Below are 15852 nucleotides of genomic sequence, written 5' to 3'. Positions count from 1 at the left end.
TGGGAACCCGGTCGTCCTCCGGGTTCCTCTGGCGTTGGGTGGCTCGGTCCGCGGGCCCGTGGCACCGGCGTGATGCCGGTTTACGAGGCGGACGTCTCCGGGGACGGTGGCTCGTCCGCGGCACCGGTGCTCCTCGACGGCTGCACTGGCGCCCCGGAGGCGCCGCGGCCGTCAAGGTTGAACAGCCGGTCGCGGATCTTTCGTTCGAACTGGCTCTGAGTGGTGGCGATGTGCTCCACCATCAGCTCCGCGGCGAGACCGGCCTCCCCCGCGGCGACCGCCTCAGCTATGGCGAGGTGTTGTTGCGCGGCCACTTCCAGCGACCCGGGAACGTCGCCGTGGAAGAGCAGCACATCGGACTGTGACGCGAAACGCCGCACGTTGGCGACGCTCGATCTCAGAAACACATTGTGTGCGGCGGCACCCACCGAGTCGTGGAACGCCGTGTCGGCCCTGGCGAAGGCGTACCCGTCGGCCGCCCGCGCCGCCAGCAGTGATGTCTCGGCGCACTCCCGGATGGTCCGGACCTCGATCGGCGTGGCGAGGGAGGCGGCACGGCGCGCCGTCTCCGACTCGATCACCGTCCGGTAGTCCAGAAGCATCAGGACGTCTTCCATGCTCGTCGGCCGGAAGTGCGTGAGCTGGTCGTCCGCCAGCCCGCCGGTCGAGTCGGCGACGAAGATACCCGCGCCACGCCGCACACTCAGCCGGCCGATGGCGGCCAGGACCTTCACCGCCTCGCGGGTGACGTTGCGGGAGGCGCCCAGGATCTCAGCCAGGCCCTGTTCAGTGGGCAGCCGGTCCCCGGACCGCAGGTTCTGCTCGGCGATGTAGTTCAGCAGTTGCTCGGCGACCAGTTCGTAACCCGGCCGGTAGCGACGCGACGCGTCGTCATCCCCTTCGCCAGGGGCCTGTGATGGGGCTGCCAAGGCGTAACCCTCCTCTTACAGATTCAGATTAATCAGGTTCATCGGCGGGGCAACTATGACATCTGCGTTACAGGTTGGAAAGAGTCCCAGGACAACTTCCTCCAACCACCCTTCATAACCCCTACTTATCACACCAAAAGGGATATCCAGCCGGACCTATTGCCCGGAAGGGATCTGATCCTTATGGTCCTGCATGTCGGATGAAGCAGATCCTTTTCCATGGAGAGCACGGCGGCGCCGGGACGGGCGTTCAGTGCGGCTGCCACCAGGACCCGCAGTCCGGCGCCAGCCGCGATCGGAGCGCGGGGCCGTGCGGCCCGCCGGTGCCCCACGCGGCGGGATTTGTGAGCGCACACCCGTGGGAGAGACCGCTATGAGACTGGCACGGCACGGCACGACAGGAGCCGAACACCCCCTGACATCCGGAGCCGACGGGGCGTGGCACGACCTGCGCCCCGTCGTCGGCATGGACGGAATGCGGCTACGGCTACGGAAGGAGGGCTGAGCGGGTGCAGCGCTTCGCCGCCGTGATCCGATTGCGGCCCGAGAAGGAGTCGGAGTACCGCGAACTGCACACCGCCGCGTGGCCGGGCGTGCTCGCGGCCCTCAAGCGGGCCAACATCGGCAACTACTCCATCTTCCTGCGGGACGGCCTGCTGTTCAGCTACCTGGAGTACACGGGGACCGACTACAGCGCCGACACCGCGGTGATCGCCGCCGACCCGGTCTCCCGCGAGTGGTGGGCGTTGACCGACCCGTGCCAGCAGCCGCTGGACAGCGTGTCCGAGGGGCAGTGGTGGGCCTCCGCCGAGGAGATCTTCCACCTCGACTGAGCGCACGTACCCCGCCCGGGGCCGCGCCCGCGCCGCCGCCCGCAGAGATCAGGACCCGCGCCCCACCCGGGCGGTGGGCGCGGGCTCCCGTCCGAAAATCCGTCCACCAACTCAAAGGATCGAACGGTGCGCATCGACGCTCATCACCATCTGTGGGACCTCAAAGTGCGCGACCAGCCGTGGACCCGCGGCGTGCCTGCCCTGCGCCGGACCTTCACCGCCGCCGCACTGCGGCCGGCGCTCGACGGGAACGCCATCGACACCACGGTCGTCGTACAGACCATCGCCGTGCCGGAAGAGACACCGGAACTGCTCGCCCTGGCGTCCAAGGACCCGCACGTCCGGGCGGTCGTCGGCTGGACGAGCCTGACCGACCCCGAAATCGCCGACCGCCTCGCGGAACTGCGCGAGCTGCCCGGTGGCTCCGCACTCGTCGGCATCCGGCACGGCATCCAGGACGAGGCCGATCCGGACTGGACGGCGCGTCCCGAGGTCCGCCGCGGCATCGAGGCGGTCGGAGCCGCGGGCCTCGTATACGACCTGCTCGTCCGCCCCGACCAACTGGCCGCTGCCGTCCGGACCGTACGAAAACTGCCGGACGTCCGCTTTGTTCTGGACCACGCCGGCAATCCGATCGTCGGCACGGACAGCCTGGAGCCGTGGACCTCGCTGCTGACCGATCTGGCCGACTGCCCCAACGTCGCCGTAAAACTGTCCGGCCTGGTCACCCGGACCGAGGCCGCCCCCGCCCGTGCTCTGCGCCCCTACGCGGACGTACTGCTCGCGACGGTGGGCCCGGACCGCCTCATGTACGGCTCGGACTGGCCGGTCTGCCTGCTCGCGGCCGGCTACGACGACGTCCTGGCCCTCGCCGAGACGCTCACCGACCAGTTGAGCGCCGACGAGCGCGAGGCGGTCTTCGGCACGACGGCCGCGCGCTGGTACGGGATCGCCGCGTGACGGCCCGCCGGCTCGGCCGTACGAGTGTCCGCGTCACTTCCCTGGGGTTCGGCGGCGCCCCCATCGGCAATCTCTACACCCCGCTCGACGACGACCAGGCGCGTGCCGCGGTCGACGCCGCCTGGGACGTCGGTGTGCGCTACTACGACACCGCCCCGCACTACGGCCTCGGACTGTCCGAACGGCGGCTCGGCGCGGCCCTCGCCCACCGGCCACGGGCGGAGTTCACTGTCTCCACCAAGGTCGGTCGCCTGCTGGAACCCCACCCCGCACCCACCGGATCCGACCTGGCCGCGGGGGGCTTCGCCGTACCGGACACGCTGATCCGCCGCCCCGACTACTCGCGTGACGGCGTCCTGCGGAGCCTGGAGGGCAGCCTGACCCGCCTGGGCCTGGACCGGGTGGACATCGTCTACGTCCACGACCCCGACGATCACCTGGACGCCGCCATCAACCAGGCACTGCCCGCCCTGGTAGCCCTCCGCGACCAAGGCGTCATCGGCGCCGTCGGCGTCGGCATGAACACCGTCGCCCCACTGCTGCGGGTCGTCGCCGAAGCGGACGTGGACGCCCTGATGGTGGCCGGCCGGTGGACTCTGATCGACCGCACCGCTCGCCCGCTGCTGGCGGCGTGTGCTGAGCGAGGTGTCTCGGTGGTCGCCGCAGCGCCGTTCAACTCCGGTCTGCTCAGCCGGCCCTGCCCTCCCGACAACGCTGCCTTCGACTACGGTCCCGCCTCCGACGCGGTGCTGCGCCGTGCCCGGCGCCTTGCCGACGTCTGCGCCCGGCACGGCACCGTCCTCCCCCACGCCGCCGTCCGCTTCCCGCTGTGCGACCCTGCCGTGGCCGGCGTGGTCGCGGGGTTCCGTTCCTCCCACGAGGTCAGGTCCGCCGCCCGCTGGGCCGGCAACGACCTGACCGACGCCACGTGGTCGGACCTCGACGCAGCCGCCGAAGAGGCCGATGACGGAGCCTGGTAGTACCCGGTCGCGACACCGTCGACGCGCCGGGACCATGCGCCACCTGACCTCATGCGCCGCCCGGGCCGTGCGGTCGATCGAGCCGACCGTTCTCAGCGAGGACGAGGACGAGCTGCTCGGCGTCCCGGTCCTCTCCCCCGCTCTGGTGCTCGACCGTGCGGTCCCTCTACCGCGGCGACCGGTACCGCGTCGTTTCGCGGCCGGCGCTCGGCCCGGCCGCGGACGACCGTCCGGCCCCCGACGCCTCGCGGACTGACTCCTGGTGGGGCACGGTGGAGTGAACGCGTCGAGAGGAGTGCGACACACATGTCACATCACACCTACCGGGTCACCGAGATCGTCGGCACCTCCCACGAGGGCGTCGACGACGCCATCCGCAACGGCATCAGCCGTGCGTCCCAGACTCTGCGGGGACTGGACTGGTTCGAGGTGACGCAGGTCCGCGGAAATATCCTCGACGGGGAGATCGAGCACTACCAGGTCGGTCTCAAGGTCGGCTTCCGTCTCGACGAGGGCGACTGACCGGCGGACGCGTAGACCACCGGGACCGTACGACCGCCCGGCCCGGCACGTACGACGGATCAGGTGCGGCCCTCCCGTTCCTGCGCGTCCTTCATCGCCTCAGTCGTACCTGCCGCCCATCCGGCCCGTACAACCCGGAAACCGGCCCGCTCCGCGTCGTCGCACACCAACTGGTCGTCGTCCACCAGCATCCGGACCTCCCGGTCGCGGCCCAGCCGCCGCAGGATCTCCAGCTTGGTCGTCCGGGCGGGCCGGCGGTCGTCGTTGCGCCGCATGAACACCCTGCCCTCGGGCAGTCCCTGCTCCGCCAGCCAGGTCAGGGTGTCCCTGCGGCACCGCTCCGGCCTGCCCGTGAGGTACATGACCTCGCACTCCTCGGCCGCCTGCAGGCACATCTCGATGCCCTTCGCCAGCGGCGGGTCGTCGGGGGCCGCCGCGAAGAAGGCGTCCCAGTCGCGCGGTTTGCGCTCCAGGAAGCGCTGCCGGTGCCCGGAGTCAGCGAGCGTCCCGTCCAGGTCGAATATGGCCAGTGGCCTGCTGTTTCGCGTCACAGCCCCCACCCTAGGCAAGGCCGGGGGCATCCTGCTGCGGTGAGCGCGTTGAACTGGGTGCGAGCTCAGTGATCGCGTCCACCCGGCGGTCCGTACTCGGCCGTTCCCGCACCCCCGAGGGATACGACGGGCCCGCCGCTGCCGAACCATCAACCTCTGGTCGGCGCCGAGCAGTTCGGGGTGCTCGAATCGCTCTTCCCCGGCCGGATCGGCATGGGGCTCGGCCGTTCGGTGGGCTTCACGGACGGGATACGCAGGGCGCTGGGCCGGGACAAGAAGGCCGCCGAGGCCTCGCCGGGCGGCTGGAGGAGCTGCCCGAAGCCCTGCGCCGGGGAGGTGTGGCGCAGGGCAACACAGCTGGGGCGTGCTTTGGAAGGCGGCCGGATACGCGCAAGGCCTTAGCGGCGCACCTTCCGGGTGGCGCGCAGCCACTCCTTGTTCATGGCCGCGATCGACGACAGCGGAATGCCCTTCGGACAGGCCGTCGCGCATTCGCCGGTCAGCGTGCAGCCGCCGAAGCCCTCCTCGTCCATCGTCGCCACCATGTCGAGCACCCGCGTCTCACGCTCGGGCGCGCCCTGCGGCAGCACATTGAGATGGTTGATCTTCGCGGAGGTGAACAGCATCGCCGAGCCGTTGGGGCAGGCCGCGACGCAGGCGCCGCAGCCGATGCACTCGGCGTGCTCGAAGGCGAAGTCGGCGTCGGGCTTGGACACCGGCGTGGCGTGGGCCTCGGGGGCGGAGCCGGTGGGGGCGCTGATGTAGCCGCCGGCCTGGATGATGCGGTCGAAGGCGGAGCGGTCGACGACCAGGTCCTTGACGACCGGGAAGGCGGCGGCCCGCCACGGCTCGATGTCAATGGTGTCGCCGTCCCGGAAGGACCGCATATGGAGCTGGCAGGTGGTGGTGCGCTCCGGGCCGTGGGCGTCGCCGTTGATGACCAGGCTGCACGCTCCGCAGATGCCCTCGCGGCAGTCGTGGTCGAAGGCGACCGGCTCGTCGCCCTTGAGGATGAGCTCCTCGTTGAGGGTGTCGAGCATCTCGAGGAACGACATGTCCCTCGAGATGCCGTCGACCTCGTAAGTGGCCATGGCGCCGGGGGCGTCGGGGTTCTGCTGACGCCAGACGCGCAGGGTGAGCTTCATGCATAGCTCCGCTGAGTGGGGTGGACGTACTCGAAGACGAGGTCTTCCTTGTGCAGGACGGGCGCCGCGCCCGTTCCCTCGAACTGCCATGCCGCGGCGTAGCCGAACTCCTCGTCCCTGCGGGCGGCTTCGCCGTCCGGCGTCTGGGACTCCTCACGGAAGTGGCCGCCGCAGGACTCGGCGCGGTGCAGTGCGTCGAGGCACATCAGCTCGGCCAGCTCCAGATAGTCGACGATGCGGTTGGCCTTCTCCAGCGACTGGTTGAACTCCTCGCCAATGCCCGGCACCTTGATGCGGCGCCAGAACTCCTCACGGATCTGCGGGATGCGGTCGAGCGCCTTGCGCAGGCCCTCGTCCGTGCGCGCCATTCCGCAGAACTCCCACATGAGTTCGCCCAGTTCGCGGTGGAAGGAGTCGGGGGTGCGGTCGCCGTCCACCGCGAGCAGCCGCCTCAGCCGGTCCTCTGTCTCGGCAAGCACCTGTGTCACCGCCGGGTGCGAGGCGTCGACGCTCTGCGGGGTGGGGTTGCGGGCAAGATAGTCGCTGATCGTGGACGGCAGTACGAAGTACCCGTCCGCCAGTCCCTGCATCAGCGCGGACGCGCCGAGCCGGTTCGCGCCGTGGTCCGAGAAGTTGGCCTCGCCGATCGCGAAGAGACCCGGAACGGTGGTCTGGAGGTCGTAGTCGACCCACAGCCCGCCCATCGTGTAGTGCACGGCGGGGTAGATCCGCATCGGCACTTCGTACGGGTTCTCGGCAGTGATCCGCTCGTACATCTCGAAGAGGTTGCCGTACTGCTCCTCGACCTTCTCCCGGCCCATCCGCCGGATCGCGTCGGCGAAGTCCAGGTAGACGCCCTGCCCGCCGGGGCCGACGCCGCGGCCCTCGTCGCAGACGTTCTTCGCGGCCCGCGACGCGATGTCGCGCGGGACGAGGTTGCCGAAGGAGGGGTAGATCCGCTCCAGGTAGTAGTCGCGCTCGTCCTCGGGGATCTCGTTGGGCGGCCGCTCATCGCCACGCGTCTTCGGCACCCAGATACGGCCGTCGTTGCGCAGCGACTCGCTCATCAGGGTCAGCTTGGACTGGTGGTCGCCGGTGCGCGGGATACAGGTGGGGTGGATCTGGGTGAAGCAGGGGTTGGCGAAGTACGCGCCGCGCCGGTGTGCGCGCCAGATGGCGCTGGCGTTGGAGTTCATGGCGTTCGTCGACAGATAGAAGACGTTGCTGTAACCGCCGGATGCCAGCACCACGGCGTCCGCGAAGTAGCTGGAGATCTCCCCGGTGATCAGATCACGGACGACGATGCCGCGGGCCCGCCCGTCGACGACGATCAGATCGAGCATTTCGGTGCGGTCGTGCAGATTCACTGAGCCGGCCGCGATCTGCCTCGACAGCGCCTGGTAGGCCCCGAGCAGGAGCTGCTGTCCCGTCTGGCCGCGGGCGTAGAAGGTACGGGAAACCTGGACGCCGCCGAAGGAGCGGGTGTCGAGCAGGCCGCCGTACTCGCGGGCGAAGGGCACGCCCTGCGCGACGCACTGGTCGATGATCTCCACAGAGATCTGGGCGAGCCGGTGGACGTTCGACTCGCGGGCGCGGAAGTCACCGCCCTTGACGGTGTCGTAGAAGAGGCGGTGGATCGAGTCGCCGTCGTTTCGGTAGTTCTTCGCGGCGTTGATCCCGCCCTGGGCGGCGATGGAGTGCGCGCGGCGCGGCGAGTCCTGGTAGCAGAACTGCTCGACGTGGTAGCCCTGTTCGGCGAGTGTCGCGCCGGCTGCCCCGCCCGCGAGGCCGGTGCCGACGACGATGACGGTGTGCTTGCGGCGGTTGGCCGGGTTGACCAGCCTGGCCTCGAAGCGCCGGCGGTCCCAGCGCTCTGCGATGGGTCCTTCGGGGGCCTTGGCGTCGGCGATCGGTGCGCCGGTCTCGTAGGCCGTGTAGTCGGTGTACTCGTTCATTTCAGCTCACCACTCCGGTCATGACGGCGACGGGTACGGAGATGAAGCCCGCGGTCAACACCAGCGCGAGGACGTTGGCGAGCGCCTTGAGCGCGCGGTCGCGGGTGGCGTTGCCGACGCCGAGGGTCTGGGCGGCGCTGAAGAATCCGTGCCGGACGTGCAGACCGACGGCGAGCATCGCGACGATGTAGATGACGTTGCCGTACCAGGTGGAGAAGGTCGCGACGACGTTCTCGTACGGATGGCCGGGCTGGGCGTTCTCATTGACGGTGAGAGTTGTCAGGTCGAGCAGATGCCAGACGATGAACAGCGCGACGATGATGCCGCCCCATCGCATGGTGCGGGTGGCGTAGCTCGCTCGCCGCCTCTTGTGCGCGTACGGAGTGGGCCGGGCTTTGAGATCCCGGCGGCTGAGCTGGTACGCCGACACCGCGTGCCCCACGACGGCCGCGAGCAGCACCACGCGGACGATCCAGAGCGCCCACTCATAGTGCAGGACGGGCTCGCCCATGGTGCGCAGCCAGTGGCCGTAGGCGTTGAACTCCCCCGGGCCGAAGAAGACCTTGAGGTTGCCCATCACATGCGCGACCAGATAGCCGAGCATGATCAGTCCGCTCACGGCCATGACCGTCTTCTTGCCGACCGTCGATCCCCAGAAGGTGCGCGTGGGGGGCGGTTTTCGATCCGTCCGCGTTGCCAGAGCCATACGAGGAACGCTAGGGCCGAAGGGCTCCAGAGGTCCAAGACATGATCCAGCTCATCTCCATAGGCATGCCCTATCGTGAACCCATGCAGTTCCAGCAGCTCCACTACTTCGTGGCGGTGGCCGAGACCCGGCACTTCACGCATGCCGCCGAGCGTGTCCATGTCTCCCAGCCCTCGCTCTCCCAGCAGGTCCGGGCACTGGAGAAGGAGCTCGGCGCCGAGCTGTTCAGCCGGGCCCGCGGCAATATCGCGCTCACGGACGCGGGCGAGGCGCTGCTGCCGCTGGCCCGGCGCATCCTCGCCGACGCCAACACCGCCCGGCACGAGGTGGAGGAACTGGTCCAGCTGCGCCGCGGCCGGGTAAGGCTCGGCGCGACGCCCAGTCTCTGCACCGGCCTGCTGCCGGATGTGCTGCGCGTCTTCCACGATCTGCATCCGGGTATCCAGCTGCTGATCGAGGAGAGCGCTTCGCACGATCTTGTACGGGAGCTGGCGCGCGGCTCCCTCGACCTGGCTCTGATCGTGCTGCCGCTGCCGCCCGCATCGCCGGCGCTGACGACCGTGGAGCTGCTGCGGGAGGATCTGGTCGTGGTGTCTTCGGCCGCGGCCGCGGCGCCGCGCCGGCCGGTGCGGATCGCCGATCTGCGCGACCAGCCGCTGGTGATGTTCCGGCACGGCTACGACCTGCGCGAGCTGACGGTCGCCGCGTGCCGCGCGGAGGGCTTCGAGCCGAGCTTCACCGTCGAGGGCGGCGAGATGGACGCGGTGCTCGGTTTCGTACGGGCGGGGCTCGGCGTCGCCGTGGTGCCGAGCATGGTGGCCGAGCGGGCGGGCCGCGGTCTCCGGGTCACGCGGCTGGCCCGGCCGGGGTTGCGGCGTACGATCGCGCTCGCGCACCGCAGCGACGTCGCCCCGCCGCGCGCCGCGCGAGAGCTGCAGCGGGTGCTGCTGGACACACGGGCGACGGGGCGGAAATCAAGCCCGTCCGGCGATTGAGGACGGGAGTCCGTGGCGGAACCCCGGTGAAGCCCGAACCGCTACACCGCGTCGGCCAGCGACAGGGTGTGCAGTTTGTCCGGCGGGCCCGGCCGGGCGTAGTACCAGCCCTGCGCGGTGTCGCAGCCGAGCTCCCGCAGCTGGTGCGCCTGCGCGCCCGTCTCCACCCCCTCGACCGTGACGGCCAGCTGAAGGCTGTGCGCCAGCGAGACGATCCCTTCGACGATCTTCAGATCGACGGGGTCGGCCGGGTGGCGCTGCATTCCCTGGGTGAAGGACCGGTCCAGCTTGAGCACGCTGACCGGCAGCCGGCGCAGATTGGCGAGGTTGGAGTAGCCAGTGCCGAAGTCGTCCAGCGCTATGTCCACGCCCATCTCGGCGAGTTGCCGCAGCGGCTTGAGCAGATCCTCGTCCGCGCCGATCAGCGCGGACTCGGTGACCTCCAGGCAGAGCGCGCCCGGTTCGAGGCCGGAGCGCTCCAGGACGTCGACCGTGTCGGCGACCAGACCCGGGTGGTGCAGCTGGGCGGGCGAGAGGTTCACATTGATCCTCAGCGGGCCGCCGTCGGAGTGGCGCTCCTGCCAGTACCTGGCCTGGCGTACGGCCTCCTGGAGCACCCAGCGGCCCAGCGGCACGATCAGCCCGGTGTGCTCGGCGAGCGGAATGAACTGGTCCGGCCCGAGCACGCCGTGCTGCGGATGGCACCAGCGCACCAGTGCCTCCGCGCCGTGCACGCTCCCGTCGCCCAGGTGCACCAGCGGCTGGTACTCGATGAAGAACTCACCGCGCTCCAGCGCCGCGGGCAGCGCGGTGGTCAGGCCGTGCCGGGTGATGGCGCGGGCGTCCGCCTCCGGGTCGGCGAGCTCGAAGCGGTTGCCACCCGCGGACTTGGCCCGGTACATGGTGATGTCGGCGCTGCGCAGCACCTCGGCTGTGGTGCACTCGCCGGCCGGACCCTCGACGATGCCGATGCTCCCGCGGACGGTGAGTTCCCGGCCGTCGACACAGATGGGCGAGGCGAGTACGGCGAGGATACGGGTGGCCAGTTCCTCGACCTCGCGCTGTGTGTCGGGGCCGGTCGTCAGCGCCACGAACTCGTCGCCGCCGAGGCGGGCAACCATCTCGCCCGGCGCGGTGGCGCAGCTCTGCAGCCGGTCGGCGACCTCCACCAGCAACCGGTCCCCCGCCGCATGGCCGAGGCTGTCGTTGATCGCCTTGAATCCGTCGAGGTCGAGGTAGCACAGGCCGAAGCGGGCGCCGTCGCCGGCGGAGAGCGCCTTCTCCAGGCGTTCGAAGAACAGCGTGCGGTTGGGCAGTCCGGTCAGCGCGTCGTGCGTGGCCTCGTAGCGCAGCCGCAGATTGAGCAGCCGACGCTCGGTGGTGTCCTCCATCAGCGCCAGCTGGTACTCCGGCTGACCGTCGGCGTCCCGCAGCAGAAAGACCGTCAGATTGGTCCAGAGGACGGTGCCGTCGTTGCGGAAGAACGGCTTCTCCACCCGGAAGTCTTCGCGCTCGCCGCGCACCAGCTCCCGGTACAACTGCCAGACGTGCGGCCGGTCTTCGGGGTGCGCCCAGTCGGTCACCTTCCTGCCGCGCACATGGTGCTCAAGGCCGCCGAACATGCGCGTCAGGGTGTCGTTGACCTCGAGCACATTGCCCTCGAGGTCGGCGATCCCGATGCCGATCGCGGCCCCCTCGAACACCGCGCTGAAGCGCGCCTCGGTGGCGTGCAGCGCCTGCATCGCGTCGCTGCGGGCCAGCAGCGAGGAGCGGGCGATGGCCTCCTGCTCGGCCAGCGTGCGCTCGCGCAGTCCCTGGGCGAAGCCTGCGGCCAGCGCGTGCTGCAGCCTCGCGCAGCGGGCCCGGCTCTCTTCGGCCGTCTGCTCGGGATCACCGCTTCCGCAGTACAGCACCAGATACGCGTCGATGACGCCGAGCGTGCGGCTGAGCGCCTCGGGGTCCGTGCAGTGTGCCTCGACGAGAGCGGCTCCGACCCGCTGCGCGACCTGTGGGTCGAAGGGGAGCGCGTGCAGCGAGAGGCTCAACTCCCGGGCCAGCGGCAGCAGATGCTCCTCGACCTCAGGCCGGGTCAGCGATGTGGCCGTCACCGGGAAGATGGCCCGGCTCCAGATCGTCGCGAACCTGCGGAGTCTGTCCTCCAGGCCGTCCGGGTCCGCCGCGGAACCCGCCGCCTGCGACGGCGCCATCACGCCTTGCGCCCCACCCCGGCGAAGCCGGCGAAGGCATATGGGTCCTCCTGCTCAGCAGGGGTGTCGGGCCGCCACAGCGGCATGGACACCAGACCGGGCTCGACCATCTCGTACCCCTCGAAGAACCGCGCGATCTCTTCGCGCGAGCGCATGACCAGCGGGTTGCGTATGTTCCGGTAGACGCCGACGGCGCCGCCCGCCTGCTCCTCGGGCACCGGGATGCCTTCGTACGAGGCGTGGGTGACGATGACGAGACTGCCGGGCGCGAGCGCGTCCCGCAGCTCCGCGACGGCGCTCTGCGGGTCGTCCTCGTCCTCGAGGAAGTGCAGTACGGCGACGAGAAGCAGCGCCACCGGGCGCTCCAGGTCGAGCAGTCCGGTCGCCTCGGGACTTTCGAGTATCTGCTGCGGCTTGCGCAGGTCGGCGGAGACGACGACGGCCTGCTCGTTGCCGTCCAGCACGGCTCGGCTGTGTGAGACGGCGACCGGGTCATGGTCGACGTACACGACCCGGGATTCGGCGCCGGCCTGCTGTGCCACTTCATGGACATTGCCGAAGGTCGGAATGCCGGAACCGATGTCGAGGAACTGGGTGACACCTTCGCTCACCGCGTAATTCACGGCCCGGCGCATGAACGCGCGGTTCGCCTGCATGACCTTGGGGAGGCCCGGCATGAACTCCATAGCCTTGCGGGCGGCTTCCCGGTCGACTTCGAAATTGTGCGACCCGCCCAGGTAGTAGTCGTAAATGCGGGACACGCTCGGCACCGATATGTCGATGCCCTGCGGGGCCCAGGCGGGACGCTCCATCGATGTCTCCAACAAGTCGCCACGGGGGAGTTCGGCCATGTCCATGGCCAGTGTTCGAGCCGAGGCTACTGATCGCCCGCCAACTGAGCCAGCCCAAATGGAAATTAGCGGTCCGTTCTTGGTCACACGCCGACGTTACACAGCAACCGGCCCGTCATCACGCGGGGGCGTGAGACGGGCCGGCCCGGGCCGGACGCGCGGCGTGGGGGACTACTTGGGCGCTCCGACCAGCTTGCCCTGGGGAGATACCGCGTACCAGGTGCCGCCAACGCCCTGACCGTTGGTGTCACCGGGCTTGGTGTCGCCCGAGAAGGTGTAGATCGGCCAGCAGTCGATGGTCTGCTGCTTGATTCCGTCTGGACGGTTGAAGGTGACGAAGCCCTTCTTGAGGATTCCCTCTGTGTCATTTTTGGCTACGGGGTCGACAACCGGCCACTTCTTGAGGCAATCGCCGGTGCAGGCCGTCTTCATGGGCCAGGCGGAGTCCTTCTCGAACCGGTAGACCGTCATACCGTTCTTGTCGACAACGATCTCGCCGAGCTTGGGGTCCTTGCGGACCGAGAGCCCGGCCAGGTCGGCAGCGCCGCCCGCTTCCTCACCGGCGCCCGCGCCGTCGCCGTAGTCCCCGCCGGAGCCCGCCCCGGCACCCGCGCCACCCGCGGCCTTCTTGCCGTCGGGGGCGGCGGCGTACCAAGTGCCGCCCACGCCCTGGCCCTTGGCGTCGCCGGGCTTGGCATCCTTGGCGAAGCGGTACATCGGCCAGCCGTCGATGGTGAGCTGCTTGGAGCCATCGGCCCTGGTGACCTCGCCGATCAGTGAGGCGTCGGTGCCGGGGGCGGCCGAGGCGCCGCCGGCGGCCACGACGGGCCATGCCTTCGCGCACTCGCCTTCGCAATTGGACTTCGGCGGGCTGGCCGTGTCCTTGTCGAAGCGGTAGAGCGTGAAGCCGGCGCTGTCGGTGACGACCTTGCCGAGCTCCTTGCTGTCCCACACGGCCAGTTGACCGGCCGGCTTCGCGGCCGCCTGGTCCGCGGCGCCGGAGCCGTAGTCCGAGCCATAGCCGCCGTCAGCGGGCTGCGCCGGGTTGGCCGCGCCTACCGCCTGACCATTGGGATTCTCAGTGCCTTTGTCCTGACCGCACGCCGTCGTCAGCGCGAGTACGGCCGCCGCAGTCGCCGCGAGCGAGGCGTTCCGCCAGGTGTTCATGTCCACTCCCGAGTCCATCGAGCTTGCCTCGGCGCCTGGGTGCGCCGTTCATGGCCCTAGGTACGGACAGCGGGGAGCGGTGTGTTCAACGCGTCTTAAAAAATCTTCTCAGTCGCAGTCGCGAATCGTCGAAATCCCTCTTCCACCAGGGGAATTCGCCCTAAGACGGAATGGCTTGATCTCAACCGCACCACTGGCTCCGTCAGTCACTCAGGGAACTGAACCGGTCGAGTGCGCCGCGTACCTGTGCCCGCATCGACGCGCTGCCCTTGTGCCCCGAGTCGTCGACCACGACGAGTTCGGCGTCGGGCCAGGCACGGATCAGTTCCCAGGGGGTGTCGAGCGGGCTGCTCAGATCCAGCCGGCCGTGGAAAAGGACGCCGGGAATTCCCTTGAGCCGACCCGCGTCGCGCAGCAGGGCGCCTTCTTCCAGCCAGGCGCCGTGCGCGAAGTAGTGGGAGGCGATCCGTACGAGCGCCAGTCGCGCGGCCGAGGGACGGCCGCTGTAGGGACTCGGCCCGCCCTCGGGTTCCAGGGACAGTACGGCGTCCTCCCAGCGGCACCATTCGGTGGCGGCCCGCTCCCGTACGCCGCTGTCGGGGTCCGCCATCAGGCGCGCGTAGGCGGCGACGAGACCGCCCTCCCGGTCGGCCTCGGGGACGCCGGACCTGAAGCGCTCGTGCTCCTCGGGGAAGAACCGTCCGACGCCGCCGTAGAGCCAGTCGATCTCCGACCGCCGGGTCGTGGTGACCCCATTGACGACGATCTGGGACACCCGCCGCGGATGCCGCTCGGCGTACGCGAGGAGCAGTGTCGAGCCCCAGGATCCGCCGAAGAGTAGCCACCGCTCGATGCCGAGGTGCTCCCGCAGCCGTTCCATGTCGGCGAGGAGATGGCCGGTGGTGTTGTGGGTCAGGTCAGCCGCCGGATCGGCGGCGTGCGGCGTACTGCGGCCGCAGCCGCGCTGGTCGAAGAGGACGACGCGGTAGCGGTCCGGGTCGAAGTAGCTGCGTACGCCGGTGGAGCATCCCGAGCCCGGCCCGCCGTGGACGACGAGGGCCGGTTTACCGCCAGGGTTGCCGCAGACCTCCCAGTGGACGAGGTGGCCGTCACCGGCATCGAGCATCCCCTGGTCGTGCGGCTCGATCGGCCGATACAGCTCGGACATGCCTGCGCTCCCTGTCTGCCCGGACGGCTTCCGTCCCCAGTACACCCCGGTCCTACGCTCGCCTGCACGCAGCCGCTCCCTCACCCGGCACCGGAAATGACACCGTGACACGCCCCGGCGATGCGCCGCACGGGGGACATCGATACCCCATTCGCGCGACAGCGATCGCGGGGGGTAACAGCACCTCTTAGCGTTTCGGTCATCGAGGTGCATTCTCTGCATTTTGTGGAAATCGGTTCCGCAGCTGCCCCTCGGAGACCCGGAGGAATGTCCATGCGTGCGATACGTGTCGCATCCGCCGCTCTGCTGGGAGTGGCCTCACTTACGCTGACCGCCCCCACCTCGGCGGCAGCCGACAACCAGGCGACGTCGCCCGTCTTCAGCGTCAGCCCCTCGACCGTCGCGCCGGGCGGGCGCGTCACTCTGTCCGCCAGCGGATGCAACACGATGGCCACCGCCACTTCCGGGGTCTTCGACACCGTCACCATCCGCCCGGGCTCCTCCACGACGGCCGTTGTCGACTCGGACGCCAGAGTCGGCGGGCAGTACTCGGTCCAGTTCAACTGCCCCGGGCAGGGGACCGGATCGTTCAACATCACGATCGCGGGCGGAAGGTCCACTCCGACCATCGGCAGCACCGCCACCGCGCCCGGGGCCGTCAGGGGCGGGCTCGGTGGCAGCATCGGAGGGCTCAACGCCGGGCAGCTCGCGGCCGGCACCGCACTGGTAGTGGCCGCGGCCACCGCCACCATCTTCGTCGTCCGCAGGCGGGTGGAGGGCCGCCGGCACTGAGGGCTTGCCCGTACCGCGCCCCCCTTGATACGCCCGTCGCCCCAAGGGACGCCACTACACGTTCACGCTCGAGGCCGGGAAGAATTTCCAC

At 69.7% G+C, this 15852-nt stretch carries 15 protein-coding genes and 2 pseudogenes; 8 read left to right on the top strand and 9 right to left on the bottom strand.

Features of this window, described 5'->3' with window-relative positions; translation table 11 throughout:
- Positions 1 to 80 precede the first annotated feature (80 nt).
- Positions 81 to 929: a FadR/GntR family transcriptional regulator gene (locus tag ACWDO5_RS15845; RefSeq protein ID WP_450530857.1), complete on the bottom strand. Its 849-nt coding sequence runs from the start codon at positions 927 to 929 to the stop codon at positions 81 to 83.
- 509 nt (positions 930 to 1438) lie between these two features.
- Here ACWDO5_RS15845 and ACWDO5_RS15840 point away from each other — a divergent pair.
- The 5 genes and pseudogenes from ACWDO5_RS15840 to ACWDO5_RS15820 all read left to right on the top strand — a co-directional run bounded on the left by ACWDO5_RS15840 (position 1439) and on the right by ACWDO5_RS15820 (position 4224).
- A complete protein-coding gene (locus ACWDO5_RS15840) occupies positions 1439 to 1762 on the top strand; it encodes an L-rhamnose mutarotase (protein ID WP_450530856.1) in 324 nt (107 codons plus the stop codon).
- A 126-nt stretch (positions 1763 to 1888) separates the two neighbouring features.
- On the top strand, positions 1889 to 2722 hold the full coding sequence (locus ACWDO5_RS15835) for an amidohydrolase family protein (RefSeq protein WP_450530855.1): 834 nt from the start codon (positions 1889 to 1891) through the stop codon (positions 2720 to 2722).
- Positions 2719 to 3702, top strand: coding sequence for an aldo/keto reductase (locus ACWDO5_RS15830; protein WP_450530854.1), 984 nt, complete (start codon positions 2719 to 2721; stop codon positions 3700 to 3702). Before ACWDO5_RS15835 ends, ACWDO5_RS15830 begins: the two co-directional genes overlap by 4 nt.
- 64 nt (positions 3703 to 3766) lie before the next feature.
- Positions 3767 to 3983, top strand: a pseudogene (locus ACWDO5_RS15825) (GntR family transcriptional regulator); the annotation flags it as partial.
- 25 nt (positions 3984 to 4008) lie between these two features.
- Positions 4009 to 4224, top strand: coding sequence for a dodecin (locus tag ACWDO5_RS15820; protein ID WP_450530853.1), 216 nt, complete (start codon positions 4009 to 4011; stop codon positions 4222 to 4224).
- A 59-nt stretch (positions 4225 to 4283) separates the two neighbouring features.
- Here ACWDO5_RS15820 and ACWDO5_RS15815 read toward each other — a convergent pair whose 3' ends face one another.
- Complete coding sequence (locus tag ACWDO5_RS15815) at positions 4284 to 4775, bottom strand: phosphatase domain-containing protein (protein WP_450530852.1); 492 nt, start codon at positions 4773 to 4775, stop codon at positions 4284 to 4286.
- Between the two features lie 123 nt (positions 4776 to 4898).
- On the opposite strand from ACWDO5_RS15815, the pseudogene ACWDO5_RS15810 reads away from it, so the two are divergent.
- Positions 4899 to 5063, top strand: a pseudogene (locus ACWDO5_RS15810) (LLM class flavin-dependent oxidoreductase); the annotation flags it as partial.
- A gap of 110 nt (positions 5064 to 5173) precedes the next feature.
- On the opposite strand, the gene ACWDO5_RS15805 reads toward ACWDO5_RS15810, so the two are convergent.
- The 3 genes from ACWDO5_RS15805 to ACWDO5_RS15795 are packed head-to-tail and all read right to left on the bottom strand — an operon-like array spanning position 5174 to position 8581.
- Entirely contained in the window at positions 5174 to 5920 is a 747-nt protein-coding gene (locus ACWDO5_RS15805; RefSeq protein ID WP_450530851.1) for a succinate dehydrogenase/fumarate reductase iron-sulfur subunit, read from the bottom strand.
- On the bottom strand, positions 5917 to 7875 hold the full coding sequence (locus ACWDO5_RS15800) for a fumarate reductase/succinate dehydrogenase flavoprotein subunit (protein ID WP_450530850.1): 1959 nt from the start codon (positions 7873 to 7875) through the stop codon (positions 5917 to 5919). The genes ACWDO5_RS15805 and ACWDO5_RS15800 overlap by 4 nt, the downstream gene beginning before the upstream one ends.
- 1 nt (position 7876) lies before the next feature.
- A complete protein-coding gene (locus tag ACWDO5_RS15795) occupies positions 7877 to 8581 on the bottom strand; it encodes a succinate dehydrogenase (protein ID WP_450530849.1) in 705 nt (234 codons plus the stop codon).
- Positions 8582 to 8664: 83 nt separating this feature from the next.
- Here ACWDO5_RS15795 and ACWDO5_RS15790 point away from each other — a divergent pair, with 83 nt between their 5' ends.
- Positions 8665 to 9576 (top strand): LysR family transcriptional regulator, encoded by a 912-nt coding sequence (locus ACWDO5_RS15790; RefSeq protein ID WP_450530848.1) that lies wholly within the window; start codon positions 8665 to 8667, stop codon positions 9574 to 9576.
- 41 nt (positions 9577 to 9617) lie between these two features.
- On the opposite strand, the gene ACWDO5_RS15785 is transcribed toward ACWDO5_RS15790, so the two are convergent.
- The 4 genes from ACWDO5_RS15785 to pip all read right to left on the bottom strand — a co-directional run bounded on the left by ACWDO5_RS15785 (position 9618) and on the right by pip (position 14969).
- Positions 9618 to 11783 carry a putative bifunctional diguanylate cyclase/phosphodiesterase gene (locus ACWDO5_RS15785; RefSeq protein ID WP_450530847.1) on the bottom strand — a complete coding sequence of 722 codons (2166 nt, stop codon included), beginning with the start codon at positions 11781 to 11783 and terminating at the stop codon, positions 9618 to 9620.
- Entirely contained in the window at positions 11783 to 12595 is an 813-nt protein-coding gene (locus ACWDO5_RS15780) for an SAM-dependent methyltransferase (protein ID WP_450530846.1), read from the bottom strand. The genes ACWDO5_RS15785 and ACWDO5_RS15780 overlap by 1 nt, the downstream gene beginning before the upstream one ends.
- A 210-nt stretch (positions 12596 to 12805) precedes the next feature.
- Positions 12806 to 13801, bottom strand: coding sequence for an SCO0930 family lipoprotein (locus ACWDO5_RS15775; protein ID WP_450530845.1), 996 nt, complete (start codon positions 13799 to 13801; stop codon positions 12806 to 12808).
- Between the two features lie 202 nt (positions 13802 to 14003).
- Positions 14004 to 14969 (bottom strand): prolyl aminopeptidase, encoded by a 966-nt coding sequence (gene pip / locus ACWDO5_RS15770; RefSeq protein WP_450530844.1) that lies wholly within the window; start codon positions 14967 to 14969, stop codon positions 14004 to 14006.
- Between the two features lie 273 nt (positions 14970 to 15242).
- Here pip and ACWDO5_RS15765 point away from each other — a divergent pair, with 273 nt between their 5' ends.
- Positions 15243 to 15761, top strand: a complete 519-nt coding sequence (locus tag ACWDO5_RS15765; protein ID WP_450530843.1) for a hypothetical protein — start codon at positions 15243 to 15245, stop codon at positions 15759 to 15761.
- Positions 15762 to 15852 lie beyond the last annotated feature (91 nt).

The sequence above is a fragment of the Streptomyces sp. NPDC000880 genome (genome assembly GCF_053599675.1).
This window is presented reverse-complemented; position numbering and strand designations above follow the sequence as displayed.